This window comes from Paenibacillus sp. JMULE4, from assembly GCF_013337105.1.
Lineage (GTDB): Bacteria > Bacillota > Bacilli > Paenibacillales > NBRC-103111 > Paenibacillus_G > Paenibacillus_G naphthalenovorans.
In genome coordinates, this window is sequence record NZ_SGWF01000022.1 from 41834 (window position 1) to 68368 (window position 26535).

At 46.9% G+C, this 26535-nt stretch carries 30 protein-coding genes; 24 read left to right on the plus strand and 6 right to left on the minus strand.

The genetic code is table 11. From position 1 onward, the window contains the following. The first annotated feature begins 18 nt into the window (after positions 1 to 18). The 6 genes from EXW96_RS25435 (at position 19) to EXW96_RS25460 (ending at position 6045) form a co-directional block, all read left to right on the plus strand. Positions 19 to 1446, plus strand: coding sequence for a sensor histidine kinase (locus EXW96_RS25435; protein WP_254611574.1), 1428 nt, complete (start codon positions 19 to 21; stop codon positions 1444 to 1446). Then, positions 1418 to 2056 (plus strand): response regulator, encoded by a 639-nt coding sequence (locus EXW96_RS25440; protein ID WP_174351720.1) that lies wholly within the window; start codon positions 1418 to 1420, stop codon positions 2054 to 2056. Before EXW96_RS25435 ends, EXW96_RS25440 begins: the two co-directional genes overlap by 29 nt. A 169-nt stretch (positions 2057 to 2225) precedes the next feature. After that, the gene (locus EXW96_RS25445; RefSeq protein WP_082655297.1) at positions 2226 to 2567 is read left to right on the plus strand and encodes a metal-sensitive transcriptional regulator; all 342 of its coding nucleotides are present in this window, start codon (positions 2226 to 2228) and stop codon (positions 2565 to 2567) included. 28 nt (positions 2568 to 2595) lie between these two features. After that, positions 2596 to 2796, plus strand: a complete 201-nt coding sequence (locus tag EXW96_RS25450; protein ID WP_019007631.1) for a copper ion binding protein — start codon at positions 2596 to 2598, stop codon at positions 2794 to 2796. An 81-nt stretch (positions 2797 to 2877) separates the two neighbouring features. After that, on the plus strand, positions 2878 to 5313 hold the full coding sequence (locus EXW96_RS25455) for a heavy metal translocating P-type ATPase (protein ID WP_127607657.1): 2436 nt from the start codon (positions 2878 to 2880) through the stop codon (positions 5311 to 5313). A gap of 141 nt (positions 5314 to 5454) precedes the next feature. After that, a complete protein-coding gene (locus tag EXW96_RS25460; protein ID WP_254611577.1) occupies positions 5455 to 6045 on the plus strand; it encodes a TVP38/TMEM64 family protein in 591 nt (196 codons plus the stop codon). A 259-nt stretch (positions 6046 to 6304) separates the two neighbouring features. Here EXW96_RS25460 and EXW96_RS25465 read toward each other — a convergent pair whose 3' ends face one another. Then, on the minus strand, positions 6305 to 7141 hold the full coding sequence (locus EXW96_RS25465; protein WP_062497031.1) for a hypothetical protein: 837 nt from the start codon (positions 7139 to 7141) through the stop codon (positions 6305 to 6307). Between the two features lie 62 nt (positions 7142 to 7203). Continuing rightward, entirely contained in the window at positions 7204 to 7545 is a 342-nt protein-coding gene (locus EXW96_RS25470) for a four-helix bundle copper-binding protein (RefSeq protein ID WP_082655639.1), read from the minus strand. Between the two features lie 124 nt (positions 7546 to 7669). On the opposite strand from EXW96_RS25470, the gene tnpA reads away from it, so the two are divergent. The 4 genes from tnpA (at position 7670) to EXW96_RS25490 (ending at position 10772) form a co-directional block, all read left to right on the plus strand. Then, positions 7670 to 7987, plus strand: a complete 318-nt coding sequence (gene tnpA, locus EXW96_RS25475; RefSeq protein ID WP_174351721.1) for an IS66 family insertion sequence element accessory protein TnpA — start codon at positions 7670 to 7672, stop codon at positions 7985 to 7987. Beyond that, entirely contained in the window at positions 7981 to 8337 is a 357-nt protein-coding gene (gene tnpB / locus EXW96_RS25480; protein WP_174351722.1) for an IS66 family insertion sequence element accessory protein TnpB, read from the plus strand. The genes tnpA and tnpB overlap by 7 nt, the downstream gene beginning before the upstream one ends. 75 nt (positions 8338 to 8412) lie before the next feature. Further along, on the plus strand, positions 8413 to 9993 hold the full coding sequence (gene tnpC, locus EXW96_RS25485; protein WP_174351745.1) for an IS66 family transposase: 1581 nt from the start codon (positions 8413 to 8415) through the stop codon (positions 9991 to 9993). A gap of 335 nt (positions 9994 to 10328) precedes the next feature. Further along, a complete protein-coding gene (locus EXW96_RS25490) occupies positions 10329 to 10772 on the plus strand; it encodes a class I SAM-dependent methyltransferase (RefSeq protein WP_244932937.1) in 444 nt (147 codons plus the stop codon). 2 nt (positions 10773 to 10774) lie between these two features. Here EXW96_RS25490 and EXW96_RS25495 read toward each other — a convergent pair whose 3' ends face one another. Continuing rightward, positions 10775 to 11839, minus strand: a complete 1065-nt coding sequence (locus tag EXW96_RS25495) for a sensor histidine kinase (protein WP_019007636.1) — start codon at positions 11837 to 11839, stop codon at positions 10775 to 10777. Continuing rightward, complete coding sequence (locus tag EXW96_RS25500; protein WP_019007637.1) at positions 11839 to 12528, minus strand: response regulator transcription factor; 690 nt, start codon at positions 12526 to 12528, stop codon at positions 11839 to 11841. The genes EXW96_RS25495 and EXW96_RS25500 overlap by 1 nt, the downstream gene beginning before the upstream one ends. Before the next feature lie 146 nt (positions 12529 to 12674). On the opposite strand from EXW96_RS25500, the gene EXW96_RS25505 reads away from it, so the two are divergent. The 3 genes from EXW96_RS25505 (at position 12675) to EXW96_RS25515 (ending at position 14712) form a co-directional block, all read left to right on the plus strand. After that, a complete protein-coding gene (locus EXW96_RS25505) occupies positions 12675 to 13766 on the plus strand; it encodes a F510_1955 family glycosylhydrolase (protein WP_174351723.1) in 1092 nt (363 codons plus the stop codon). Between the two features lie 152 nt (positions 13767 to 13918). After that, on the plus strand, positions 13919 to 14383 hold the full coding sequence (locus EXW96_RS25510) for a putative iron-sulfur cluster-binding metallochaperone (protein ID WP_082655296.1): 465 nt from the start codon (positions 13919 to 13921) through the stop codon (positions 14381 to 14383). A gap of 74 nt (positions 14384 to 14457) precedes the next feature. Next, complete coding sequence (locus tag EXW96_RS25515) at positions 14458 to 14712, plus strand: SHOCT domain-containing protein (protein WP_062494061.1); 255 nt, start codon at positions 14458 to 14460, stop codon at positions 14710 to 14712. Positions 14713 to 14860: 148 nt separating this feature from the next. Here the strand turns inward: EXW96_RS25515 and EXW96_RS25520 are convergent, their stop codons facing one another. Then, positions 14861 to 16495 (minus strand): multicopper oxidase family protein, encoded by a 1635-nt coding sequence (locus tag EXW96_RS25520; RefSeq protein WP_062494059.1) that lies wholly within the window; start codon positions 16493 to 16495, stop codon positions 14861 to 14863. A gap of 158 nt (positions 16496 to 16653) precedes the next feature. Here EXW96_RS25520 and EXW96_RS25525 point away from each other — a divergent pair, with 158 nt between their 5' ends. The 11 genes from EXW96_RS25525 to EXW96_RS25570 all read left to right on the plus strand — a co-directional run bounded on the left by EXW96_RS25525 (position 16654) and on the right by EXW96_RS25570 (position 25975). Beyond that, a complete protein-coding gene (locus EXW96_RS25525) occupies positions 16654 to 17085 on the plus strand; it encodes a BlaI/MecI/CopY family transcriptional regulator (protein ID WP_019007641.1) in 432 nt (143 codons plus the stop codon). Then, positions 17082 to 17942: a M56 family metallopeptidase gene (locus EXW96_RS25530; protein WP_019007642.1), complete on the plus strand. Its 861-nt coding sequence runs from the start codon at positions 17082 to 17084 to the stop codon at positions 17940 to 17942. Before EXW96_RS25525 ends, EXW96_RS25530 begins: the two co-directional genes overlap by 4 nt. Positions 17943 to 18000: 58 nt before the next feature. After that, entirely contained in the window at positions 18001 to 18714 is a 714-nt protein-coding gene (locus EXW96_RS25535) for a cytochrome c biogenesis CcdA family protein (protein ID WP_026298444.1), read from the plus strand. A 12-nt stretch (positions 18715 to 18726) separates the two neighbouring features. Next, the gene (locus EXW96_RS25540; RefSeq protein WP_019007644.1) at positions 18727 to 19467 is read left to right on the plus strand and encodes an urease accessory protein UreH domain-containing protein; all 741 of its coding nucleotides are present in this window, start codon (positions 18727 to 18729) and stop codon (positions 19465 to 19467) included. Between the two features lie 17 nt (positions 19468 to 19484). Next, positions 19485 to 19997, plus strand: a complete 513-nt coding sequence (locus EXW96_RS25545) for a TlpA family protein disulfide reductase (RefSeq protein WP_019007645.1) — start codon at positions 19485 to 19487, stop codon at positions 19995 to 19997. A 369-nt stretch (positions 19998 to 20366) separates the two neighbouring features. After that, positions 20367 to 21020, plus strand: coding sequence for a hypothetical protein (locus tag EXW96_RS27950; RefSeq protein WP_309225223.1), 654 nt, complete (start codon positions 20367 to 20369; stop codon positions 21018 to 21020). Then, a complete protein-coding gene (locus EXW96_RS25550; protein WP_235593441.1) occupies positions 20971 to 21099 on the plus strand; it encodes a hypothetical protein in 129 nt (42 codons plus the stop codon). Before EXW96_RS27950 ends, EXW96_RS25550 begins: the two co-directional genes overlap by 50 nt. A 72-nt stretch (positions 21100 to 21171) precedes the next feature. After that, positions 21172 to 22322, plus strand: a protein-coding gene (locus EXW96_RS25555) for an IS3 family transposase (RefSeq protein ID WP_217437513.1) whose coding sequence is annotated in 2 segments (ribosomal slippage) — positions 21172 to 21418 and positions 21418 to 22322 — 1152 coding nt in all. Because the reading frame shifts where the segments join, the coding sequence is not laid out codon by codon here. Positions 22323 to 22762: 440 nt separating this feature from the next. Continuing rightward, entirely contained in the window at positions 22763 to 23263 is a 501-nt protein-coding gene (locus tag EXW96_RS25560) for a hypothetical protein (RefSeq protein WP_062494051.1), read from the plus strand. A gap of 212 nt (positions 23264 to 23475) precedes the next feature. Then, a complete protein-coding gene (locus tag EXW96_RS25565; RefSeq protein ID WP_062494049.1) occupies positions 23476 to 23862 on the plus strand; it encodes an ArsR/SmtB family transcription factor in 387 nt (128 codons plus the stop codon). Then, the gene (locus EXW96_RS25570) at positions 23843 to 25975 is read left to right on the plus strand and encodes a heavy metal translocating P-type ATPase (protein ID WP_062494047.1); all 2133 of its coding nucleotides are present in this window, start codon (positions 23843 to 23845) and stop codon (positions 25973 to 25975) included. Before EXW96_RS25565 ends, EXW96_RS25570 begins: the two co-directional genes overlap by 20 nt. Before the next feature lie 197 nt (positions 25976 to 26172). Here EXW96_RS25570 and EXW96_RS25575 read toward each other — a convergent pair whose 3' ends face one another. Then, on the minus strand, positions 26173 to 26502 hold the full coding sequence (locus EXW96_RS25575) for a hypothetical protein (RefSeq protein ID WP_062494045.1): 330 nt from the start codon (positions 26500 to 26502) through the stop codon (positions 26173 to 26175). Positions 26503 to 26535: the final 33 nt, after the last annotated feature.

A 26535-nucleotide genomic window follows, 5' to 3' on the forward strand; every position in this document is an offset into this window, starting at 1 on the left:
TTAAAGGAGTTGGACCGAATGGTCTTTGTACTCATTGCATTGTGGACGATTGCAGCCATTTTGCTGATTATCAATCCCAAAAATGAACCGACACGCTGGGCGGCATTTACCGCATTTACAGGCGGTGGCGGGGGATTGTCGCGCGCGGTAACCGAAACGATCTTGCCCTATCTGGAGCAGTATCAAATCTCTACGCCTTCCCTTGAAGCATTCTTATTAAAGATGCACATGTTCGGCTCGTTTATGAATCATAATGGACTTCCTTATTGTTTTTTGATGTTCGCCGTCAGCTACTCCGGGTTATTCCGCCGTAAAAAGAAAATGATCCTCGCAGGGGTGCTTCCCATCCCGATCATCGGGATGCTTTTCCTCACGTCGTTCACTCCCCCGATCCAGCATAACTTTCAAGCGCTGTTTTTTTGGTGCGTACCTTATCTGATCGTTGGTCTTATCCTGTTAACATACAGTTTTATGAAAGAGAAGAATCCGAAACGGAAAAGAAGCCGTTTATTTTCCAATATTGTTGCATTTCCCCCGATCCTGTTTCAAATCGTGGCGAACTATACATTAAAGGCGTTTTTCGATGTTCAGGAAGTATGGCGGTTTATGCCGTTTGTGATTACGATTCTGCTGGTAACATTTTTGCTCCTCGGCATCAAATATGGCGTACTCGGCGTCCGGATAAAGTTCGAAAAGGACCGGTTGGACGGTACGATGCGCGCCATCTCGTACGGGACAAGCATATTGAACCACACGATTAAAAATGAGGTCGGAAAAATCCGGATTGTCGCCGATCAGATTCGAAATCTGGCAGCTTCGTCTCATCAGGAGAAAATTGCGAGCGATGCAGCCGTTGTGCTTGATTCGACCAAGCATATGCTGGATATGGTGACGCGCATTCAAAACCGGACGCAAGATATCATGCTGAAAGAGGGGATTCATGAGGTAACGGACATCCTAAGCCGCGCGCTTTCGATGACGAAAGTGTTCTTGGAAAAGCGGAGCGTTCAGGTTCATACGGATGTTGATAATAAGGCGATTTATCTACTCTGCGATCCGGTTCATCTTCAGGAAACGTTCCACAATATCATCGTCAACGCGGCCGAAGCGATGGAGCCGGGAGGAATGTTGTTCATTTCGGTATGCGAAACGCGGAAGCATCTTACGATCGTCTTTAAGGATAACGGAAAGGGAATATCACAAGACGAGCTTACCTATTTGTTCGATCCATTTTATTCAACCAAACATCGCAAGCAAAACTTCGGTCTCGGATTGACGTACTGCTACAATGTTATTCAGCAGCATGACGGATCGATCGATATTCAAAGCGAATTGAATGTCGGGACGTCGGTCGTAATTCAAATTCCACACAAAAGGATTCGATCCCATTCGCTTCCGTTAACCGAGGTGAGGGACATTGGATCAAATCAAGGTTATGTTGGTTGAGGATGATGCCGTCTGGCGTGACCAACTCACAAGTTTCCTGAGCCGCGAGCATGATCTTGTCGTCGTCGGTTCGGCGGCGAACAGGGAGGATGCGGTTCATCTCGCCAGGCTTAGTGACGCGCATGTTGTGCTCATGGACCTTATTTTATCCGATAATGGGTATGACGGACTTGAAGCGGCCATGGATATTTTGGAAATAAAGCAAACCAAGATCATTATGCTGACCGGCATCGACGAGGAAGAGGCAATTATGGATACGTATGCGGCAGGGGCAGTCAATTATGTAACGAAGGCCCACTTCGAAGATATTCCCTGCGCTATTCGCGCTGCCTACAATAATTTGAATTACATTCATCCGGATTCGGCTGGTGTGCTGGTGAAGGAATTTCGGCGGATGAAAAGAGAGCAACGTAGTAAGCAGTTAACCTCAGCCGAGCAGGAAATATTAAGGTTCATTCATAAAGGGTACAAGCAATCAAATATTCAAAGCAAACTGCATGCAACTGAAAGCACCATAAAAAAGCATGTGAATCGTATTCTGAAGAAGCTGGGAACCCGCTCCAGCCGTGAAGCTGCCCGAAAAGCCAAGCGTCTTGGGATAATTGATTAGAATCTCAAAGCAAACAGTCCGGCTTTTAATGGAAGACCGGGCTGTTTTTCTGTCCTACAAACATTAAGCTTCTTCTTGAGTTAAAGACGAACAAATTCATTTGACTAGAATAATTTCATCTTGACATACCCTAAGGGGGTATAGTATATTTGTTGTGGGGTGATAAGTCGTGGCGAACCAAGAGGAATTGCTACCGGATGAAGCTGACCGTTCTTGTTGTTCTCCAGAAAGCGAAAGGAAAAGCCATCATTCGGACAAAATGAAGAACAACTTGATATCCCGTTTGAACCGTATCGAAGGCCAAATTCGCGGAGTTAAAGGGATGATTGAGAAGGATACTTATTGTGACGATGTACTGAACCAGATCGCGGCCATTCAGTCAGCCTTAAACAGCGTTGGCAAGCTTTTGCTTGAAGGACACATGAAAAGTTGTGTCGTGGAACGCATCCAGGCCGGAGAACATGAAGTCATTGACGAATTGTTGATTACGGTTAATAAATTAATGAAATAATGAAATCATAAATATCGGAGGGATTTGTATGAAACAAGCAACACTTAAAGTGAACGGTATGTCCTGCCAACACTGTGTCAATTCCATTGAGAAAGCCTTAAAAGAAATAGGTGCGTCGGCTCGTGTTGATCTGAAAGGCAACTCGGTTACTGTAGAATACGATGAAAATAAATTATCCTTGGATGCCGTGAAGGAAGCCATTGAAGAACAAGGCTACGAGGTTGCCTAACAGGCATGGGGGGTCACTAGCTGGTGGCCTTTCTTTTTATTATTATAAATACCCTATAGGGGTATGAAAGAGGCGGTTTACATGCAAAACACGGAATCCCCAAAAAAACAGCAAACGACCTTGCAAATATCGGGTATGACTTGTGCCGCATGCGCAAACCGGATTGAGAAAGGATTAAACAAACTGGAAGGTGTATCGGAAGCGACAGTTAACTTTGCTCTCGAGCAGGCGTCCGTTACTTACGATCCGGATAAAGTTAAACTTCCCCAAATCGAGCGGAAAATTCAAGAGATCGGATACGATACCGTCAAAGAAGCCGTTGATTTTGAAATCAGCGGCATGACCTGTGCCGCCTGTGCCGCCCGGATTGAGAAGGGGCTCAGCAAACTGCCCGGAGTGTACAAAGCAACCGTCAATCTGGCACTGGAGACGGCACGAGTAGAATATTCACCTGCTGAGGTGTCCGCTTCGGATATGGTGAGGAAAGTGGAGCAGCTCGGCTACAAAGCAGCGATAAAACAGGAAAAACAAGAGTCTGCAGACCACAGAAAAAAAGAAATCAAGAGACAACAAAAGAAGCTTCTCATTTCCTCCCTTTTGTCACTGCCGCTGTTATGGGCAATGGTCGGTCATTTTTCGTTTACCGCCTGGATCTGGGTGCCCGAATTGTTCATGAATCCGTGGTTTCAATTGCTTCTGGCAACGCCCGTTCAATTTATCGTCGGCCGGCATTTTTATATCGGAGCGTATAAAGCGCTTCGGAATGGCAGCGCCAATATGGATGTTTTGGTGGCGCTCGGCACGTCGGCCGCTTACTTCTATAGTCTTTATTTAACGGTTCAATGGGCCAACCAGGCTGGGGCGCATCATGTGCCTGCTATGTACTACGAGACAAGCGCCGTGCTGATTACGCTCATTGTTCTCGGAAAACTGTTTGAAGCGTTAGCGAAAGGCCGTTCATCGGAAGCCATCAAAACCTTGATGGGATTGCAGGCCAAGACCGCACTTGTCGTTCGCGACGGTCAGGAAGTTTCCATACCGATAGAGGAAGTTGCCGTAGGTGATGTTGTAATCGTGAAACCCGGCGAAAAAGTGCCTGTTGACGGAATCGTGCTTGAAGGTTCATCTTCTGTGGACGAGTCGATGCTGACGGGTGAAAGCATTCCTGTCGGTAAGCGGCAGGGCGATCCGGTGATCGGAGCCACCATCAATAAAAACGGCATGCTCCGCATTGAGGCAACCAAAGTAGGAAAAGAAACCGCGCTTGCGCAAATCATCAAAGTCGTCGAAGAAGCGCAAGGTTCCAAAGCGCCGATTCAACGGATTGCGGACGTGATCTCGGGTATATTCGTTCCCATTGTCGTCGGGATTGCTGTGATCACCTTCCTGGTGTGGTATTTCGGTGTCGAACCCGGTCATTTTTCCGGCGCTTTGGAAAAAGCGATAGCGGTGCTTGTCATCGCTTGTCCGTGCGCGCTCGGATTGGCAACGCCAACCTCCATTATGGCCGGCTCTGGCCGCGCGGCGGAGCTCGGAATTCTGTTCAAAGGCGGAGAACACCTGGAATCGACGCATAAAATTACAACTGTCGTGTTGGATAAAACCGGTACGGTAACGAAAGGCAAACCCGAGCTGACGGATGTTATCGTTTCGGAATTTATCGATGAAAGCCGCTTTCTTGCTTTGGTGGGAGCGGCCGAAAAAAACTCCGAGCATCCGCTTGCGGAAGCGATCGTAGCCGGCGTGCGGGAAAGAAACATCGTTCTGCCGCAAACTGAAGCGTTTGAAGCCGTTCCGGGTTATGGCATTCGGTCGGTCGTCGAAGGCAAAGAGGTTCTGATCGGAACAAGAAAATGGATGGTCAAAAATCAGATCGATGCGGAATCGGCTTTCGCAACGATGAATGCACTTGAGGAATCGGGAAAAACCGCGATGCTTGTTGCCGTTGATGGGCGTTACGCCGGTATCGTAGCGGTGGCTGACACGATCAAAGACACTTCCAGGCGAGCCGTTGCCCGGTTGAAAGAACTCGGCCTCGATGTCGTCATGATCACCGGTGACAACGAACGAACCGCCCGTGCGATTGCAAGGCAGGTCGGGATCGACCGGGTACTGGCGGAAGTGCTGCCCGAAGGCAAAGCGGATGAAGTTAAGAAATTACAGCAATCGGGCAGGAAAGTGGCGATGGTCGGCGACGGCATCAATGACACCCCGGCACTTGCCACAGCCGATATCGGAATGGCCATCGGTACGGGTACCGACGTTGCCATGGAAGCTGCAGATGTGACGCTGATGCGCGGCGACCTGAACAGCATTCCGGATGCTATCTTGATGAGCCGGAAAACAATGCGAAATATTAAACAAAACCTGTTCTGGGCTCTTGCTTATAATGTAGTCGGCATTCCCATCGCAGCAGCAGGATATTTGGCTCCTTGGCTGGCAGGCGCGGCGATGGCGTTCAGTTCGGTTTCGGTCGTACTCAACGCACTCAGGCTGCAGCGAGCCATTGTTAAATAAGGGAGTGAGGGAATTGGCTTATTAAGAAATTTGCCCTCTCACCATCTGGCAATAATAACAGAATTCTCAGGAGAATGCTGAAAGATGATAAAAAAGTGGATTACACTTCTCGGCTACGTGGCGGCCATCATCGTGATCGTCATGAACAAAGGTCCGATCCTTCGTTGGTTGGATGCTGAGAGTGCTAATCATCTTCTACTGCTATTTGGTGCAGCTGTATTATTGGCCCTGATTCCTATTGTCCCTTATGGCGTTGTTGCCGGAATAATGGGGGCCAAATACGGCCCTTTTTGGGGAGGATTCCTGAATGTCATTAGCTCCACCCTTGCAGCCGCTCTGCTATTCTTGTCTGTGAGGACGGTTTTTCAGGAGCAGGGAAGAAGGCTTTTGTCAAAATACAAGCGAATGGACCGGTTTACGGAGTTGATGGAACGGAACGCGTTTCTCGCGGTTTTGACGGCCCGTCTTATCCCCTTTGTACCTGCTGCCGCTGTAAATGTTTACACTGCAATCAGTCGAATGAGATTTGGACCTTTTTTTGCGGCTACGTTGCTTGGGAAAATACCTGTTATGTTTGTGTTTGCCGTCATTGGAGACCAATTGCTCTCCGACTTGCGTGATGTTCTTTGGACATCATTGATCTATGTTCTCTTTCTTTCCGTAGTTTTTCTTATTTATTGGTTTTTCCGGAGACGATCAAACAACAAATCCAAGTCAGCCATTCAAGGTTAGACTATACCCCGCGCCTCCGGGCTCGATCCAAGCCATGCGCGGCTTTGATTTTCGACAAACATAAGGTTGATAGTGAGCAAAACGTATTCGGATAAGAGGGCGATGATGTGATCATCGGGTTGGTCGTCTCCTGCTGCAAAATACAAAAGACAGAGGTAAAAGAAGGGGCGGTTATTACCGATAATTATCAGCATGAATTAGCATAAAATCTGCAAAAAACATGGCCGCAATTTACTTGCAACCATGTTTTCGTTGACTTTTACGGAACCTGGATTGTATAGGGGACAATGAAGGTTTTACCTTGATGTTTAAACTGCCCCCATAACTTATAAATCCCGCTTGCAGGGAATGCTGTTCCAAATTTAGCCTGTGGTCCAGTTGCCTTTTCTTCCAGGGGGTGGTTATGAATGTATTTTTCTGCGTCGGCACTCAAAATAACGACGTGACCCACTGCACCTAAGTACGGTTCAAGGTTTGTAATCGGTTGTTTCGTACTGGCATCAAGAAAATTGAATGTCATGGTCAGTTCTTTTCCTGCCTGAAGCTGGTCGAAGGATAAAGATACTTCTTTCCCTTCAACGACTTTGGTTAAGTTAGTCTCCGGTGTAAGTGGCTGAGCGGCAGGAACATCCCCGGAGACTTTGACCCATTGACTTTCCGTTTTCGCTTCACCGCCCTCTGGGATAAAATCAGCGATGAGTTTATAATCTCCCCCTGTTGGGAATTGAGTGCGAATTTGGAACAGCCCTTTTCCCTTGTAATCAGGATGGATATGATTAAAAAATGACAGATCTTTATTAACAACGATTAAATGCATTTGTTTTTCATGACTGACTTGAAATTTCTCAATCGGCTTCCCCGTATTATCCTGGATCTGAATGGAAATCTGTTCGTCCTTTCCGCTTTGCGGTGCAGAATCGGCAAATTTCCAAACGGCCTGAACTTGCGACGTATTGGTTGATTCTTTTCCGCCGGACGGCTGATTATGTTGATTGTGATCCATGCCCGGCATCGTCTGATTTTGCTTTGGTTTTTGAGCGCAGGCTGAAAGCAGTACAATGGTCAAACAAATGACAAATAACCAGCGAAAGTTCACGTAAACCGACCCCTTATTTCGGTTGTTTTGAAAAAAGGGAGCAGTTGCTCCCTCTGCCATGATTAAGCAGCCATTTTTCTGCACTCGTCGGCGCATTTTTTGCAAAGATCGGCACATTTTTGGCAATGTTCATCTTTGAATTTGCCGCATTCCGCGGCGCAAGCATCGCAAATGGTTGCACATACATTACAAATTTGCTTGGCATACGAACTATCCCGTGACATGAATTGAGATGCCAACGAGCATATGTCTGCGCAGTCCCGCAGTAACTGAATGCAGCGGACTCTTGCCTGTACATCGGGTTCATTCAAACAGGCGGTTAAGCAATGTTCACAAGCTTGAAGGCAGGCGTTGCAAGCATCGATACAAGTTTGACGTTGAGCTGTATGCATCATGACAGACATGAAAAAGCTCTCCTTTCCAAAAACTGTGATGGTGTTAAACAGTAAGCGTCAAATACTCCCCACCTATGGTGGTTGAAACGGCTATGAGATAATCTTCCTTAGAATAATGCGAGGAGGATTTTTTATGTCTATCCAAGTAGAACGAAGGCAACTCTGGGAATCGCGGATTGACGCTTTTCGGGCGAGCGGCCAGAAAGCAGCGGAATGGTGTGCCGAGAATCAAATCAATCGACGCCAACTATATAATTGGATGCGGAGGTTGGACAGCAAGCGGCCTACAAAGAACTCTCCGTCATGGGTGAGGGTCAAGGTTGATCAACAACCGCAAGAAGCTTCGCCGTCCGTGCTAATCAAAATCGGTTCCGCTACGATCGAAGTCAAATCAGGGTACGACGCCTCCCTGTTAGCCGATGTCGTCCGGACGCTACAGACCATATGCTAAATGATGTCAGCGTGGATCGGGTGTATCTAGCTTGCGGCAGTACCGACTTGCGTAAATCGATCGACGGTCTAGCCATCCTTGTTAAGGAGGGCTTCGATCAAGACCCGTTTTCGCCGGCCCTCTTTGTCTTTTGCAATCGCGAGCGAGATAAAGTAAAGATTCTTTATTGGGACCATAACGGATTCTGGCTCTACTATCGCCGATTGGAACGCGGACGGTTTCAATGGCCGACGGAGACGACGGCATCCACAATGACCGTTACCCGTCGCGAATTGCGATGGTTGCTCGACGGCCTCTCCCTCGAACAACGCAAAGCGCACCCGGCGGTTGCAGCTCGGACCGTTATTTGAAACGTTCAGGATATCGCCATCGTATGTTCGGGCACCCCGCAGGAATCGAGGGGCTCTTTGTTGAAATCTACAGTTATGGAAACACAAGCGGCAAATACCCAACTCACAATAGAAGAGCTGCAAAAACAAAATGCAAAGCTAGAGCAGCAGAACGCGGAACTGACCGCAAAGCTTAACTGGCTGGAACAGCAGTTCCGCCTGAGTCAGCAAAAGCGGTTCGGATCGTCCAGCGAACAAACCCACCCGGATCAGCTCCAGTTGTTTAACGAGACGGAAGCTGCGGCTGATCCCTCTAAAGCTGAGCCAACGGTAGAGACGATCGCATACAAGCGCAAGAAGCAAAGCGGTCAGCGGGAAGCCTTGCTTGAAAACTTGCCGACCGAGATCATCGAATACCATCTGCCCAAGGAAGAGCAAGTTTGTTCGTGCGGACACGAATTGCATGCGATGAGTACGGAAGTCCGCCGGGAACTGAAAATCATCCCTGCGCAAGTGAAAGTGGTTGAGCACAAACGCTTCGTGTATAGCTGTCGGCGCTGTGAGCAAGAGGAAATCCGTACGCCCATCGTAACGGCACCGATGCCACAGCCGGTGCAGCCGGGAAGCCTTGCCTCCCCTTCGATTCTCGGATACATCATGAGCCAAAAATATGTGGAGAGCATGCCGCTGTATCGCCAGGAGCAGCAGTTTGCGCGCCTTGGGGTTCTACTTTCTCGGCAGACAATGGCGAACTGGATGCTTCAAGGCGCTCATACGTGGCTTGAACTGCTGTATCGCCGGATGCATGAGCATCTGTTGCAACAGCCGATTTTGCATGCCGATGAGACGTCGTTTCAGGTGCTGCAGGAACCGGGTCGCAAAGCGGACGCCAAATCGTACCTGTGGTTGTACCGCACCGGAGCGAGCGGTCCGCCGATCATTCTCTATGAATACCAACCGTCCCGTGCAGGTGAACACCCGAAGGTGTTCCTCGCCGGATTCAACGGTTATCTGCAAGTAGACGGATACTCCGGATACCATAAGGTAACCGATGTGACCTTGGTCGGATGCTGGGCTCACGCTCGGCGAAAGTTCGACGAGGCGCTCAAGGCGCTTCCCGATTCGAAGCGGTCGGCTGCGGTCGCTGCCCGAGAAGGGTTGGAGTTTTGCAACCGTCTCTTCGCGGTAGAGCGCGAACTGAAAGAAGCGTCACCTGATGAACGTCACAAGGTCCGTACGGAGCAAAGTCGCCCCATTCTGGATGCTTTTTTGGCATGGCTGCAAACGCAGCAATCCCGCGCCCTGCCCAAGAGCGTCCTTGGCGAAGCGGTGAAGTATTGCCTCAATCAGTGGGATAAATTAAGTGCGTTTCTCCAAGACGGGCGGCTGGAGCTCGACAACAACCGCGGGGAACGGTCGATCAAACCGTTCGTCATCGGTCGAAAGAATTGGTTGTTTGCCAACACGCCTCGTGGCGCGCAGGCAAGTGCGATCATATACAGCATCTTGGAGACAGCCAAGGAAAACCAACTGCATCCCGCGAATTACCTGACATATCTGTTCGAGAGGCTGCCTAACCTTGCAGACCCTAAGGATTCAGAGGCTTTGGACAAGCTGTTGCCCTGGTCTCCGGCAATTCCACTGACTTGCCGCGTGTTCAACAAGAAATCTACCTAATTCTAAATTAGCCCTCATCTTATTAAAAGGTGGGGGCTATTTGACGCTTACGTTAAACACATCATTTAGATTTCCCAAGCGAACCTTCAATATTCGTCAGTATAGGACATCCAATCCGTATCTGGGGGGTATCATTATGGATGAACGTAAGAAAATCATACCTGCACTTCGCTACAATTGGTTGACATCGCTTTACGATCCGATAATGCGTTGGACAATTCGTGTAGAGACTTTTAAACATCAGTTGGTGACACAAGCAAATATCAGAGACAGGCATCGGGTACTTGAACGGGGACGCTTACACTTCTGATCAAAAAAATCCATCCGGAGCCAAAGTGGATGGACTTGATGGGGATGAGAAAGTGTTGGAGATTGCCCGTCATAAAATGTCTAAGCTTCATTCCGATATTCAATTTGTTCACGGATTCTCGTTCGAACTGCCTTATCCGGAGAATGCGTTCGACCGGGTTATCTCCAGCTTGATGTTTCATCATTTGACGCGGGAAGATAAAAGCAAAACGTTACATGAGGTTTATCGGGTTCTGCGGCCGGGCGGAGAACTGCATATTGCCGATTGGGGCAAAGCCCAAAATGCTATCATGCGAACCGCATTCTTTTCTGTTCAATTACTTGACGGGTTCCTTACAACGACCGATCATGTAACCGGTGTGTTTCCGGAACTGATCCGAAAGGCTGGTTTTGCCGACGTCAAGGAGGAGAATCGATTCATGACGGTATATGGTACCCTATCTTTATATAGCGCTAAAAAATTGGACTAATGTTACTTTGGAAAACGAAGGTAGACCGTTGTACCTTTGTCGCTTTCGATCCACACTGTACCGCCATGCGCCTCAACTAACTTCTTGACAATCGTCAGGCCGATTCCGGCGCCGCCCATTTTCCGGTTTCGTGATTTGTCCACCCGATAAAACCGTTCGAAAACATACGGCAAATCGTTCGGGGCAATGCCAGTTCCCGTGTCTTGTATAGCAATGAGAACCGTATCGTTTTCGTCTTGCACCTGTATTTTGACCTGCCCTTTTTCAGGTGTAAATTTGAGTGCGTTGGTTAAAACATTGACCAATACCTGTATGAAACGATCCCGATCCACATGCAGGCGGACAGAAAGATGGGGCATCACGTCGAGTCGAACGCCTTTTTCCATAAACGCAGCAGCTACAATGCCCAAACTTTGTTGAATGAGCGTCGATAGATCTTCCGGTTTACGCTGCAAGCGAAAATGAGGGGAGTCCATCACCGTTAATTGTTCCAAATCGGCGACTAATGCGATGAGACGTTCAGTTTCTTCGTAACAAGCTCGCAGCCGTGCAGGCGTCGGATCCCAGATTTGGTCCAGCATGGCCTGCATATGGCTTTTCAGAGTGGCGAGAGGCGTCCTTAATTCATGGGCGATGTCTTGTGTCATCGTGACACGTAATTTCTCTTGTTTCTGTAATTGTTCCGCAAGGTGATTTAAAGCTTTCCCAAGATCGGCGAGTTCGTCGTTGCCTCGGATGCTTGTCCGAACCGTAAGCTTTCCTCGTGTGATTTGTTCCGCCGCGTTTTTCATTTCTACGAGAGGTGCTGAAAGACGTTTGGCAACATAAAGGCTGATCATGATGGACAGAAGGACGGCTCCAACTAAAGTCCACATCATCGATTGAAGCAGAGCTTGTTCCAGATGGTAAGCCAGCCCCGGCAGGCTGTGATCCATCCCGTACTGGTCTTGGTACAATCTAAAATGATAATGGGTTCCTGCCATGAAGCTGATTCCCGCAATAAGCAAAATTCCCGATGCAACCCCGATCAAAAGCAGGGATAGGCGAAATTGCAACCCGCGTTTCATTATACACCTCCGACAAATCGATAACCTTTCCCATAAACGGTATGAATGTACTTCGGTTGTTTGGGATCGGGTTCAATTTTCTGGCGCAAATTTTTGATGTGCTGATCGATGGCGCGAGCATCCCCTTCGAAATCGAAGCCTAGAACTTTCTCCACCAATTCTTCGCGGGTAAACTGCCGCAGCGGGTGACGAGCCAGGACGAGCAGCAGTTTATACTCGCTTGGGGTCAAATTAACCGGTTCGCCGCGAGAAAACACTTCATTACGGGCCGAATCGATAACCAATTCGTCATTGTGAAACGAGATTCGGTCTGCTAACAAGTAATGATCATCTGTCCGGCGCAGAATGGCCCGGACCCGGGCCACCAACTCGCGGGGATCGAATGGCTTCGTCATATAATCATCAGCACCAATCGTGAGCCCCTGTATCCGGTTTTCTTCGGCAACTTTGGCGGTAAGCATCAGAATGGGAACGGATGAAAGTTTGCGTATCGTTTGACAAACCTGTTCGCCGGGAAAATCCGGCAGCATCAAATCAAGGATGACCAGATCGATCGGAGCGTTTCGTACCATTTGTAACGCCTCCGTTCCTGTACCGGCTTCCAAAGTACGAAACCCGTCTTTTTGCAAATAAGAAACCACCACATCACGTATTTTGTCTTCGTCATCTACCATTAAAATCGTCTTCATCATTGTTTCACCCTTGTTAAGCATTTTGTATTATTATGACAAAAAGTACAGACTAACACGAGGAGGGAGTTAAACTTGTGCAATTATATATAATTATACTACAATATGTAGTGTTATGATAAAATGATGCGGGAATGTTTTTATCCTTGCAAAATGTTTATTTATCAGAATGGATCTGGAAGGAGATTTGCTTTGTGATGAGGTTTCTATTTATTGGCTCGTCCGTTCTGTTTGTCTTATTTTTATACTTCTTTTTTTCATTCAATACAAAAGCGAAGCAACTGAGCAATGCCAAAAAACAGGAAGACCGCGAGAAGAGGCTTCAATTCGCAAAAAAGGCTAACAGTTTAAAATGGGCATGGATCGTAGCTCTGATCGGTGTCCTTATAAGCGGTGTCTTCACGCTGCAAAGTAAAGGAGCAAAGACAATTACCATGCCCCACCTTCATGGATTGGGTTATTCTTCAGATGGACAGCGAATCATGATTCCTTCTCATGATGGGCTGAAAGTGTATTCGCAAGGAACGTGGTCGGAAGCATCAGGAGAAAAGCATGATTACATGGGATTCACGACCGTGAGTAACGGGTTCTATAGCAGCGGACACCCGGCGCCCGGGTCAAACATGAAGAATCCGTTAGGAATCGTGAAAAGTTCCGACGAAGGAAAAAGTCTTGAACATCTTGATTTATACGGGGAAGTTGACTTTCATCTCTTGAATGCCGCCTATAATACACACACTCTGTACGTCTTTAACCCGGAACCGAATACACGTCTCAAAACGGCGGGTTTGTATTATACGATGGATGAAACGAAAACCTGGACCAAATCTGAGATGAATGGTTTGACCGATGAGCCTGTTGCATTGGCGGTCCATCCGACCAACGATGCGATCGTGGCGGTTGGAACTAAAAAAGCATTGTATCTTTCGAAGGATAGCGGAAACCTTTTCGAAAAAGTGGCAGATTTGCAAGTGACAGCTCTTTCTTTTAATCAGCAGGGGGCATTGTTTATTGGTGCCTATAAGCAAAACGGCGAACTTTATGAGATGGATCCGGCAACAAAGCAAATGAAGGAGATAACCATTCCTGTTCTCGTTGAAGACGCCGCAGCTTACGTTGCACAAAATCCGGTCAACGATAAAGAGCTCGTTTTCGCTACGTATAAAAAAGATGTTTATTTATCCAAGGACAAGGGAATCAATTGGACAAAAATTGCCGATCAAGGAAAAGGGATGTGAGGGGCGCGATGAGCGAAGGATTCGACCATTAACTTTCGTTTGTAAGGAAAAGAAACGCTTTACTTCTTACGCGCCGCATTGGTCGCCGCGGCAGCGGTTTGGATCTATTACAAAAAGCGGAAACGCTTTTCGAATAAAGGAAGTGCATCTGAATGAACGATTGTTGTAAAAGTTCAGCGGCTTCTCAACGGAGCGTTATGCGATGTCCTATTTGTAACTTCAAGAGAAAAAGTGTGCAGCTTATCACGCTGAAAGCTTTGCTTATTCCATCTGCTTTGGAAAGACTCGATCCGGAAGCGTCATTTGCCTTTTGCCCCAATTCCTCGTGTTCTGTTGTGTATTTTACAGAGGGTTCATTTTTTGACAAAGGGGATCTAAAAGTTCCAGTGTTTCAGAAGGATGAAGCGCCCAATGTTTTAGTTTGTTACTGTTTCGGGTGGACGAGAGAAAAGCTTTTCAAGGCATCTCAGCAAAATGTCAATCCCATTGATCAAATTCGCGGGCACGTCCAAGCTAACCGCTGTGGCTGTGAGGTTAATAATCCGCAAGGCAGTTGTTGCTTAGGTAACGTCACCGAAATTGTAAATCAATGGTTGGGGAAGATCGAAAAGGCTTAACAAAGAAGGTCGAGGCAAGTTAAAGGAATGCTCGGTGCACAAAATGATAATCCTAATGATGGGAGGTATGTATCATGATGGACGGATCAACGATGATGGATGGTTCCATGATGGGCATGATGTGTATGATGATGGTGCTCGGATTACTTTTGTTGATCTTAGCTGTTGGCGTATCTGTTTACGTGGTTGTCCGCTTGTTAATGAGGAAAAGCAAGGTGGAAGATTATCCCCTCATGATATTAAAAGAACGTTATGCCAAAGGTGAACTCAGTGATGAAGAGTTCGACCATAAACGTAAATTATTAGAAAACTCCGACAAGGAAAGATAATAGAAGAATATGCAGAACTACGGGAAAGGGGTTTCTCATCAGAAAGTAGGAATAGGCCTCAATTTCTTATGCAACCGATACTGAACATGCAAAAAGGGAACGGATGAGCGTCCGTTCCCAGGGGGATCAAGTAAGAACAATTTGAATATTATTCAGGCTTGTTACCGGCTTTCGGATCTGGAACAAAGTCGGTTTTATAGTCCGTATACTTCAATTCTGTCACCATGCCGGCCGATGCATGATGCAGGTCGTGGCAGTGGAACATCCAGTTGCCTTCATTGTCTGCTTCAAACGCTACGACGTATTCTTCACCCGGTTTCAGATTCAACGTATCTTTAATGACTGGCGAACCCTCCAAAGGTTTGCCGTTTTTGCTTAGCACCTGGAAGAAGTGGCCGTGCAGGTGCATCGGATGGTCGTCGGTCTTGGAGTTGTTCACGAGACGAACTTTGACTGTATCACCTTTTTTGACTTTAATCGGTTCGGTTTCCGGGAATGTTTTTCCGTTGATGGTATAAACCATATCGCCATTTTTCATTTCCGTATTCAGATTCATCGTGTATTCCATCGTGTACTTCTGATCAAGGGTAAAGTTCATTTTTCCGGCTTGACCATAACGGGTTAGATCGACAACCGGTAGTTTTTCTTTGTCGTTCGGTTTATCCGAACCTGCGGCAACCCCTTCATAAGCGATTACGGCTTTCATCCCTGCAACGGCCTTGTTTTCGCCATGATCTTCAATCAGCCACTGACCGGGATTGTTGGCTTCAAATTCAATATCGTAACGTTCCCCTGGTGCAATCGTGACGACACTATCTTTGAGTATACCCGGATTGTGAATCGGCTGGCCATCCGATGCAGTAATTTTAAACTCATGTCCGTGAAGGTGGATTTGATGAGACAGGTAACCGGCATTAATGAGCCGTATTCGTACTTTTTCCCCTTGTTTTACGGGCAGTTTGTCCACGAGCGATCCGGATTTGCCGTTAACCGTGAACAAATCGTACATGCTCATATCATGTCCCATATTCATTTGACTATGATCCATCGAATTGCTGCCTTTGTTATTCGAATTCCCCATATTCATTTTGCTGTGGTCCATGTTGGACATATCCATTTTAGACATGTTGCCGCCGGACATATTCATATCAGACATGCTCATGCCGGTACTCATCCATTCATCCAGGACGAGCGTATAGTCGCGGTCTACTTTGGTTCCATCTTTCGGTTCCACGATAAACGAACCGTACAATCCTCGGTCTAGCTGGTTTACGCTGTCTTGGTGGGAATGATACCAGTATGTTCCAGGTACGTCCGCTTTAAATGTATAAGTGAACGATTGTCCGGGTTGAACCGCGTTTTGTGTAACGCCCGGAATACCGTCCATCGCATTCGGAACCGGAACCCCGTGCCAATGAATAGTCACCGGTTCAGGCAATTCATTTTTAAGGTTGATTTTCACGGTTTCCCCTTGTTTTACACGAAGCTCCGGACCAGGAACGGAATTGTTGAACGTCCAGACCGGCAGCGTTATTCCCGGTGCAAGTTCTTGATTGCTCGTTTTTGCTGTAAGTGTAAACTCTTTACCGGTTAACGTTGCGACTTTCACTGTGGTGCTAGTATTCGTATTCGTTGGTTGTTGGGCCGCCGATTTATCATCCATGTTCATTTTTGAATGATCCATGCCGCCCATCGAACCACCGCTGGAGTTGAAGCATCCCGTCAATAAAACGGCAATGGCGCCAACAACAGCTGCGCTTTTCAATTTCCAACCGGTTTTCATGGTTATCCCCCATTCTTTTTTTATTTTGTACTGTGGTCTCTTCATTTCGATCATAAAGCAAAATGTGTAGAACTTGTGAGCACGGACAAGAAAGTTTCGTTATGTTGACAGCGACAATTTTTGTATACTACAATTTGTAGTGTAAGGGTGTGAAGAAAATGAAAATTAAAAAATTCAATATGCATGAATCCGGGTTGAATCATTTTTTCGGACCGCTTGAAGCGCGTATTATGGAGATCGTTTGGGCTTCTGAAAGTATTACGATCAAGGAAATGCAATCCATTTTAAACCAGGAAAATCCCATCTCTTTCAATGCTGTAATGACCGTCATGAGCCGCTTGCAGGAAAAGGGGCTTCTGAAGAGAACAACGACCGGCAAAGGAAGAAATCGGGTTACATCTTTTGAAGCTGTACTGTCCAAAGAACAATTTCTCGCGGAACAAACAAAAGCCGTCACTCACGGACTTATTGAGGAATTCGGAGGACTTGTTGTCAATCATATGATCGATGCCTTGGACGATGTCGATCCGGAACTGATTTCCAAGCTTGAACGGAAAATAAACGAAATGAAAAGCAGGAAACAGTCATGAAACCCGAAACGAAAGTCAAGTGGGTTTACGCCGTGATGCTTCTGTTCGGGTTCCTTATGCTATTGCAAATGGGGATGTATGTAGCCCATCAAATCTGGAACATACCGCTTCGATGGAATATTATTCAATACTGCGTAACCGCAATCGGCGAAAAATCGTCAGGACATGTTTGGGTGAAGCTGGTATTCAACTTGGTTATCGTCTACACTGTGGGCAAAATAGCTTGGCGCATCGGAAAGCAGTGGGTTTTAACCCGTAAATGGCTGTGCAGATTTCGCGAGGCACAACATCAAAAATTAACAAAGCGGTTGAATAAGAAATATCGTCATTGGAATACCGAGTTTATCGTTATTGAGGATCATGCTTTTCTCGCTCTCGCTCTGGGAGTGTGGAAACCGAAAATCATTGTATCCTCGGCGCTGTTCGACTTGTTTGATGAACGCGAAGTTCGGGCCATTCTGCTGCACGAGTGGTACCATTGCCGTAACCGCGACAATCTGAAGTTCTTCCTTTCGACGTTAATGGTCGATGCATTTGGGTACTTACCCATCGTGAAATCGACCGCCCAATATTATCAGACATGGAAAGAACTGCTGGCTGACCGTTTCGCGGTGAAACAAATGGGAACCGAGATTGACCTCGGTAACGTACTGTTGACATTGGCGAATCACACAAAAATGGTTCAATACCGCGCGGCGGGTGTCTATTTTGCGAATACCGCGATCAATTATCGGATTCAGCAGCTATTGGAACCGCAAAAAACAGTTGAAGTCCCGCTGACACTATACCGACCATTGTTTTTATCTTCTTTGACGTTATTTTTGATGAGCAGTCTACTGTTTGGCGGGTGTTCATAAGCCCGCCTTTTTCTTAAACAAAAACACTACAATTCGTAGTATAAATGAGAGGGTTGCTATGAATGCTGCTGATTTAACGGTATGGATCGCGTTCGGTGCAGGCTTTTTATCATTCATTTCACCTTGTTGTCTTCCCCTTTACCCTTCGTATTTATCATATATCACGGGGGTTTCGGTTAAAGATTTGCAGGAGGGCAAAGGGCTGCTTCAAAAGCAGGCATTTTTGCACACCTTGTTCTTTATCATCGGATTTTCGATCATCTTTTTCGCCTTGGGACTATCGGCCAGCTTCGTAGGGAATTTGTTTTCCGGCAATCGGGATGTGATCCGGCAATTGGGGGCCATTATGGTCGTTGTCATGGGACTGATCATGCTCGGTGTGTTTAAACCTAAATTATTGCTCAAAAATGCGCGGTTTGAATGGAAACGGAAACCGTTTGGATATTTGGGTTCCATCTTGGTGGGCGTCACTTATGCGGCTGGATGGACGCCATGTGTCGGACCCATTTTGGCTGCCGTTCTGGCGTTAGGAGTAAGCAATCCCGGCCAGGCGGTGGTATATACTTTTGCCTATACCGTCGGATTCTCTCTTCCATTTTTTGCTATGGCCTTTTTTATCGGAAAGCTGCGTTGGATATTGAAATATTCGAACGGATTCATGAAAGCCGGCGGAGCTTTGATGATATTGACGGGGATTTTGCTGTATACGGATAAAATGACGCAAATTACGATCTATCTGATCAAGCTTTACGGTGGATTTACCGGATTCTAAGGGGGAATGAGAATGTATTCGTTTTTCAGCAAAATCAGTTCCTTCTTAAGCGAACCGTTCTTAGGTGCAGCACATTCGAATATTGCTTTTTTGGCCGCGCTGTTTCTTGGATTTGTCGGTTCAGTGGCGCCCTGCCAGATCTCGGCGAATGTCGCCGCGATCGTGTATTTTGGCAACCGTCAGGCACAAGCCAAGCTTTCCTGGTCGGAAACGGTTATGTATCTTTTAGGGAAAATCGTGCTATTCAGCTTATTTGGCGTATTGTTCTGGTTTTTCGGACAGCAAATTTCCCGCGACTTTATTCCGCTATTCGCATCTGCGAGGAAACTGTTAGGACCATTGCTGGTCGTCATCGGCTTATTTTTGCTTGGGCGGGTGCGACTTCCTTTTCAGTTGGGTGCTCGTTTTTCCTCGTTTATGCGAAACATTGCCGATCGGGTAGGGGGTAAAGGCGGTGCATTTTTGATGGGGATTGCATTTTCGGTCGGCTTTTGTCCGACCATGTTCGTCTTGTTCTTCGGTTCACTCATGCCTCTCGCTATGCAAACTTCATATGGCGGTATTTTACCCCCCGTTTTTGCGATAGGGACAGCCATGCCGTTCCTGCTACTTGCCGCGCTCACCGTAGGTTTCGGCTTTGATCGTATCATGGTGAAACGGGCCAAACGTTGGGGGATTCGGATTCAAAAAATAGCCGGTGTATTGTTTGTCATTTTAGGCGTAAGCGACACATGGACGTATTGGACATTCTGAAGAATGGAGGGAGGGTCATGAAAAAGCAATGGTTGGTGCTTGCAGCCATTATCGTTCTTGCAATTGTTGCCCTCTTTCAAACTTCGCCTGCCAATCGCGAGGAGCTGCCTAAAAAAGGGTATAGAGCGCCGCAGTTTGCATTGCCGGCTCTGGATGGTCAAACGTATACGCTGAAAAAATTGGACGGCAAGCCTGTCGTTCTGAATTTCTGGGCATCCTGGTGCGGGCCGTGCCGGATCGAAGCTCCGGAATTGGTACGGCTTTATGAAAAATATAGAGGAAAGATCGAAATTTATGCGATTAATGTGACTGCCAGCGATTCGGTTGAAGGAGCCAGGGCTTTCGCAGATGAATACGGTTTTTCGTTTCCCGTCCTGCTGGACGATAAAGGAGAAGTTTCGCAAAAATACGGCATTCAGCCGATCCCGACGACGTTTTTTGTGGGTGGGGATGGTGTGATTGTCGATCAAGTGATCGGACTTGTTGACCCACAGTCGATGGAAGCTAAATTCAAAAAACTGTTGCCATAAGGTTTGCTTACCGAACTCATCGACAAAAAAAGTGTGGAGGGAGATACGTTGCCGGACATCTTGCAGTTGGGTCCTTTTATGATCAGGATGGATTGGGTCGTGCTGGCGGTTTCCGGATTCGCAGGATATGCCGCCATGCAATGGAAATGGAAGCGGTCCGATATACATGATCGACCCTTTCTCGAACCTTTGGTGAACGCTCTGCTTATCATATTTTTCGTTTGGAAAATGAGTCCGATCTTACTTTCACCGTCTCTCTTACGGGAGCACCCGTTATTATGGCTGACGGTACCCGGAACCGATATCGGATGGTGGTTTGGGCTTGCCGTTGCTGCATTGTATTTGTACCGAAGTTGGAGGAAAATCGGCGTGCCATGGCGGTTGGTTGGGGATATGTTATCAGTTGGGGGTGTTGTCGCGGTTTTGGTACACAACCTGCTCAGCTGGCAGTATGGAATGCCCACTTCGCTTCCATGGGGGATTTCGATTGAAAATCCTGAGTTTAAGTACCATCCCGTCAATATATATCGCTTGATCATCACCTTGCCAATGTTGCTATGGTTATGGCGGAATGCTCTTCTCATGGGCACGGGAAAGTGGCTGTTAAACACACTGACGTATTACGGTATGGGATTGATGGTGGTGACGTTCTTTGATACAAAAACAGAGTTTATTTTCAGTTTCTCAGGGGAACAAACCGTATATCTTTTGATGATGTTGTTGGGAGTTGGATTATCCGTCTTCTTAAGAAAGGAAAGCCGACAAGCGACGCAAGTGAAAAAAGAGGAAAGGGAGGAGAAGCAGAATGATGCCGCAGGGATATTACCTTCTGATACGCGAAATGTTGCTTCTGACCCGATCGGACCTGAGAAATCGCGCGAAGAAGAAAGGAGACTGCTTCAAAACAATTCGTCCGGGAGGAGGTGGTCAAATGGACTGGGCTTGGTTGCTGGCACTCGCTTGTCCCCTCATGATGCTGATCATGATGAAGGGAATGCACGGGAACAAAGGAAACCGGAGTGAGCATGGAAACGCTGAGATGGACGCACTAAGAAAACAGAATGCGGAACTGAGTCGTCAATTGAACGAACTCAAAAACTGATGCTAGACTGAATAGTGGACACCGAGAATCGAGAATGCGACAATAAATTCAGCAAAATCGAGGTGTCCGAAGATGAGTCAAAAGTATGACAAAGACTTCAAAATCCAAACCGTGAGGATGATCCAGGAACAGGGAAAACCGGTGGCGCAAGTCGCTCGGGAACTGGGTGTATCCGACAATACCTTGTACCGTTGGATCAGCGAATTCAAACAGGATCCGGTCAACGCTTTTCGCGGCAGCGGCAATCTGAAAATGGAGGAAAAGACCTTCCTCGACATGCAGAAACGAATTCGCCAACTTGAGATGGAGAATGAGATTCTAAAAAAAGCGATGCACATCTTCGCAAAAGACCGGAACTGATCTTTTCGTTTATTCACAAGCACCGCTCCATGTATCCGGTGTCGGAGATGTGCAGGATTTTGAATGTATCCCGGAGCGGTTATTATCAATGGACCCGGCGCAAGGAAAGTGAACGGAAAAAACGCCGCGCACAGTTGAAACAGCAAATTAGCCGCATCTTCCTGGAATCGCGCCGTCTGTATGGCAGTCCGAAGATCGCTCAAGTCTTGCGCCAGCAAGGCGAGCGAGTTTCCGAGAAAACCGTCGCCCGCATCATGCAGGAGTTGGGGCTTAAGTCGCGCACCGTCCGAAAATACAAGGCGACGACGAACTCGAGGCACAACCTGCCGGTGCATGACAATGTGCTGAACCAGCAGTTCACAGCGCAAGCTCCCAACCAAGTCTGGATGGCGGACATCACGTACGTTCCGACAGACGAAGGATGGCTCTATGTCGCGAGCATCATGGACTTGTACACACGCAAAATCGTAGGCTGGTACGCTGATGAGCGGATGACCAAGGAACTGGTCTTGCAAGCTCTGGACCAGGCTTACAGCCGTCAGCGGCCCAAAGGTAAGGTTCTTCATCATTCCGATCGGGGCAGCCAATACGCTTCCCATGAGTACCAACAACGGCTGCTAAAATACGGGATGAAGGGCAGCATGAGCCGCAAGGGCAACTGCTACGACAACGCCTGCATCGAATCGTTCCACAGCGTACTCAAAAAAGAACTCGTTTATCTGGAAAAGTTCAAGACCCGCAAGGAAGCGCAAAGTAAGATTTTTGAATATATCGAGTTTTTCTACAATCGCAAACGAGTCCATTCGGCGATCGGGTATCTCACACCCACTCAATGCGAACAAATGTACGATTGTGTTGCGTAATTTTCTCGATTCCATGTGTCCAATCTATTGACAGAGGTCCAAAACAACCAGAGTCTTTAATGGTTACAGGGGGGGATGAGATCCCTCCTTTTGTATCTGGATTCATGTCACAATGAACGAATTCTCGATTCCGTTTTGGATGGGGCGATAGCCAGAAGGAATCGTTTGATGAAAAAACATGGCATCAACGATTTACTCCATGAGGGTTAAGAGAATCTGGTCGAAAGTAAATAATGAAAAAGCGCTCGACTTTCCTGTTATGGAGAGTTGGGCCTTTTTTATTGGATTTAAAAAAGTTCTATATGAAATAGAACCTTCGCGGAAAAAGGTTCTACTAAAAGTTCCAACTTATCCCACCATGGCGCCGGAAGTACAATGAAATTGCAAAGGCACTCACCGGTGAGCCTGTTGTCAAAATGAAAATAAAGGATGGATGACAGGTGAAAGATTGCCAAAACGGAAAAATGGATGATAGGAAGAAAAAGCGGACGCCATACGGAAAAGTGGAAAGATGGTTGACGAAATATCCGTCCTGGAAAACGCGAATCGAAACGTTGAAGGCTCAGCTGGAGCATATACCGGGATTGGCGCAGCGATTGGACCTTGTGCCGATTTACGGAAAAGGACAGCCCAATGAAAGCATACCGAACGAGATCATACGCCGGTTTCAGATCAGGGAAAAGGAGCTTCCGCGATTGGAGTTGCGGGTTAAGCTTATCGATATTGCCTATTCCGGGTTGCGTGCCGAGGAGAAGGAGTTCGTCAGGCTCAAATATTTTGAGGAAGTTTTGAACCCTTCGATCATGGCGGAACTCAGCTGGTCGCCCCGGACGTTTTATCGCAGGCGAATTGAAGTGCTCAATAAAATATATGATTCGTTGGGACGTGAAGATGCTCACTACTGGTTTGAGGGAGTGGAGGATGAGTCCGCGGCGGATTAATGTTAGATGACAAAGCTTAAACAGAAAAATAAGAACGAGGCTAAGTGGCCTTTATAAGTTCATTAGTGGAGATATCGGCATGCGATTGAATCGTCTAATTTGCATGCTGTTATTATTTTCTAAGACACTCAAATTAACATTTGACTGAATAAAAAAATGGGAGTATGATGATCATATACTCAAATGGTTGTTTGATTGATGGGGGTCCTTGAATGACTCAAAAAGATACATGTGAACTGTATTGTTTTGATGAAGTTAAGGTGCAACGCGTTCAGAACACGCTAATGGAGCATGATATTTCAGGCATGGCGAATATGTTTAAAGCGCTCGCCGATGAAACGAGAATGAAAGTGGCATTTGCTCTGTGCCAAGAAGATGAGCTCTGTGTCTGCGATGTGGCCAATATCATTGGTTCTTCGCTCGCGACGGCTTCGCATCATCTGCGAACGTTAAAAAAATTGAACCTTGTCAAATACCGCAAAGAAGGAAAGCTGGCGTTTTATTCTCTGGAAGATGACCATGTGCGTCAGCTCATCAAGCTCGCTTCTGCACATCGTGAGGAGATGATGACCGTTGAAAATGAATACGCCAAACCATAATGAAAATAAAAATGTGTACCGGGTTCACGGTTTTACTTGTACCAATTGCGCAGCCATTTTTGAAAAGAACGTAAAAAATCTCCCTGGCGTTCAGGATGCGCAAGTAAACTTCGGAGCATCCAAAATAACCGTTTATGGTAACACGACGGCAGAGGAATTGGAAAAGGCAGGAGCGTTCGAGAACCTAAAGGTAACACCTGAAAAAGAGCGAGTCATGGAAAAGAAAGAGCCATTTTGGAAAGAAAACTGGCACGTACTCGTTTCTGCTTTGCTTCTGACCGCCGGGTATTTTTTTGGTGAGCGGTATTGGGAAGAAAGTCTGCTTTCATCTTTAACCTATGGCGCATCCATTCTGATCGGTGGTTATGAATTGTTTAAAAAAGGCATCAAGAACCTTTTCCGCATTCAGTTTGATATGAACACGTTAATGACCGTAGCTATTTTAGGGGCTGTTGCCATCGGCGAATGGGGCGAAGGAGCGACGGTCGTTATTTTGTTTGCCATAAGCGAAGTATTAGAGCGGTATTCAATGGAAAAAGCCCGGCAATCGATTCGCTCGCTGATGGATATTGCGCCGAAAGAAGCGTTGATTCGCCGCGGCAGCGCCGAGCTCACGGTAAACGTCGAGGATATCCGTGTCGGAGACATTATGATCGTGAAGCCCGGTCAAAAGCTTGCGATGGATGGAGTCGTCATCAAAGGATCGTCTGCCGTCAATCAGGCAGCCATTACCGGCGAATCGATTCCTGTCGCAAAAAGCGTTGATGATGAAGTGTTTGCAGGCACGCTTAATGAAGAAGGGCTGCTGGAAGTCAAAGTAACCAGAACGGTCGAAGATACGACCATTTCCAAAATCATTCACCTGGTGGAAGAAGCGCAAGCCGAGCGGGCTTCATCACAAGCATTCGTTGACCGGTTCGCGAAATATTACACGCCGGCGATTATGATTGCGGCAGTGCTGGTTGCCGTCATTCCGCCTCTGATCGTTGGCGGCAGCTGGGGAGAATGGATTTATAGAGGATTGGCGCTTCTTGTTGTAGGCTGTCCTTGTGCTCTTGTGATCTCCACGCCGGTGTCGATCGTGACGGCGATCGGCAATGCGGCGAAACGAGGCGTGCTCATTAAAGGCGGCATACATCTGGAGGAAGCGGGACGAATATCCGCTGTTGCCTTCGATAAAACCGGAACGCTGACAAAAGGCGTGCCGCAAGTGACGGAAATAATCACGTTTGGAGAGAATGACCATGATATTTTGAAAATCGCTGCCATTCTTGAAAAAGGCTCGCAGCATCCGCTTGCTTCTGCGATTTTAAGAAAAGCAGAACAAGCAAATGTTGATTTCAGCTCGGATGCTGAAGAATTCATCTCCATCACTGGTAAAGGGGTAAAAGGGAAGGTTGGCGGACAGCTTTATTACATCGGCAGCCCAAAACTTTTCACTGAGCTGCACTCATCAATGGATAAAGAAGCTCTAAAACAAATCGATGAGCTGCAAAACCAAGGGAAAACGGTCATGGTGCTGGGTACAGAAGAAACAATTCAGGCTCTTATCGCGGTCGCCGATGAAGTGCGGGATTCCAGCAAAAATGTTCTTCAAAAGTTGCATGATCTTGGCATCAAGAAAACCATCATGCTCACCGGCGATAACAAAGCAACCGCCGATGCCATCGGCAAGCGATTGGGCATTGCAGAAGTCAAAGCGGAACTGTTGCCGCAGGATAAACTAGAGTATATTAAAACGCTTCGCACCCAGTACGGCAATGTCGCCATGGTTGGTGATGGAGTAAACGATGCTCCTGCCCTTGCCGCTTCCACTGTCGGTATTGCGATGGGAGGCGCCGGTACGGATACAGCTTTGGAAACAGCGGATATTGTCCTGATGGGTGATGATTTAAGCAAACTGCCGTACACCATGAGCCTCAGTAGAAAAACACTTTCGGTCATCAAGCAAAACATTTCGTTCTCGCTTGGAATTAAAGTTTTGGCAATGCTATTAATAGTTCCTGGATGGCTTACGCTGTGGATGGCGATTTTCGCCGATATGGGAGCAACCTTAATTGTTACACTTAACAGTTTACGATTGTTGCAAGTCAAAGACGGTAGCAAAAGCTGAGCTAAAGAGAGGCAAATGGTACAAGCGGCCGCTAAGGCGGTCTGCTCAGTAGGGAATGGATGATCAGTCCACGGCGGATTAGTTGTTAGCGGAGAAGCTATATACAGAAAAAATAATGACTGAATACAGGCCGAAAGGCCTATTTTTGTTGACCTTTTCGACCGAAATGTTGAGAAAAGAATAAGACCCTGAATTCATCAAAAATTGTTTTGATGTAATTGAAGTTCATGCAATAGAAAGTCCTTGATTCCCATAGGTCCTGATAATTCTAACCTCACATTATCGTCATGATTAACCGCAATCGCGATCTTTAAAAAGGGGCAACATTTCAATTCGAAGGGAATCCATTTCCCCAGATACTGCAGGAGCTGACCTTCTGCATTGGGGAATATAAAGGAATATCCATCCGCTTGCTCATCAATTTTGATTAAATGTTTAAAGATGCTTTCCCTCAATTGTTCATACTCCGACATTTCCTCTTCTGAAAAAGATAGCCTGTGACATGCAATATCGCACTGATCAGACATATTCAACACCCTCCGATTTCTTTTTTTACAATT

Coding starts and splice junctions, on each gene's coding strand:
- EXW96_RS25435 (WP_254611574.1), top strand. CDS start 19: ATGGTCTTTGTACTCATTGCATTGTGGACGATTGCAGCCATTTTGCTG.
- EXW96_RS25450 (WP_019007631.1), top strand. CDS start 2,596: ATGAAACAAGCAACACTTAAAGTGAACGGTATGTCCTGCCAACACTGT.
- EXW96_RS25455 (WP_127607657.1), top strand. CDS start 2,878: ATGCAAAACACGGAATCCCCAAAAAAACAGCAAACGACCTTGCAAATA.
- EXW96_RS25460 (WP_254611577.1), top strand. CDS start 5,455: ATGAACAAAGGTCCGATCCTTCGTTGGTTGGATGCTGAGAGTGCTAAT.
- EXW96_RS25470 (WP_082655639.1), bottom strand. CDS start 7,545: ATGTCTGTCATGATGCATACAGCTCAACGTCAAACTTGTATCGATGCT.
- tnpA (WP_174351721.1), top strand. CDS start 7,670: ATGTCTATCCAAGTAGAACGAAGGCAACTCTGGGAATCGCGGATTGAC.
- tnpB (WP_174351722.1), top strand. CDS start 7,981: ATGCTAAATGATGTCAGCGTGGATCGGGTGTATCTAGCTTGCGGCAGT.
- tnpC (WP_174351745.1), top strand. CDS start 8,413: ATGGAAACACAAGCGGCAAATACCCAACTCACAATAGAAGAGCTGCAA.
- EXW96_RS25495 (WP_019007636.1), bottom strand. CDS start 11,839: ATGAAACGCGGGTTGCAATTTCGCCTATCCCTGCTTTTGATCGGGGTT.
- EXW96_RS25500 (WP_019007637.1), bottom strand. CDS start 12,528: ATGAAGACGATTTTAATGGTAGATGACGAAGACAAAATACGTGATGTG.
- EXW96_RS25510 (WP_082655296.1), top strand. CDS start 13,919: ATGAACGATTGTTGTAAAAGTTCAGCGGCTTCTCAACGGAGCGTTATG.
- EXW96_RS25515 (WP_062494061.1), top strand. CDS start 14,458: ATGATGGACGGATCAACGATGATGGATGGTTCCATGATGGGCATGATG.
- EXW96_RS25520 (WP_062494059.1), bottom strand. CDS start 16,495: ATGAAAACCGGTTGGAAATTGAAAAGCGCAGCTGTTGTTGGCGCCATT.
- EXW96_RS25525 (WP_019007641.1), top strand. CDS start 16,654: ATGAAAATTAAAAAATTCAATATGCATGAATCCGGGTTGAATCATTTT.
- EXW96_RS25530 (WP_019007642.1), top strand. CDS start 17,082: ATGAAACCCGAAACGAAAGTCAAGTGGGTTTACGCCGTGATGCTTCTG.
- EXW96_RS25535 (WP_026298444.1), top strand. CDS start 18,001: ATGAATGCTGCTGATTTAACGGTATGGATCGCGTTCGGTGCAGGCTTT.
- EXW96_RS25540 (WP_019007644.1), top strand. CDS start 18,727: ATGTATTCGTTTTTCAGCAAAATCAGTTCCTTCTTAAGCGAACCGTTC.
- EXW96_RS25545 (WP_019007645.1), top strand. CDS start 19,485: ATGAAAAAGCAATGGTTGGTGCTTGCAGCCATTATCGTTCTTGCAATT.
- EXW96_RS25550 (WP_235593441.1), top strand. CDS start 20,971: ATGCTGATCATGATGAAGGGAATGCACGGGAACAAAGGAAACCGGAGT.
- EXW96_RS25565 (WP_062494049.1), top strand. CDS start 23,476: ATGACTCAAAAAGATACATGTGAACTGTATTGTTTTGATGAAGTTAAG.
- EXW96_RS25570 (WP_062494047.1), top strand. CDS start 23,843: ATGAATACGCCAAACCATAATGAAAATAAAAATGTGTACCGGGTTCAC.
- EXW96_RS25575 (WP_062494045.1), bottom strand. CDS start 26,502: ATGTCTGATCAGTGCGATATTGCATGTCACAGGCTATCTTTTTCAGAA.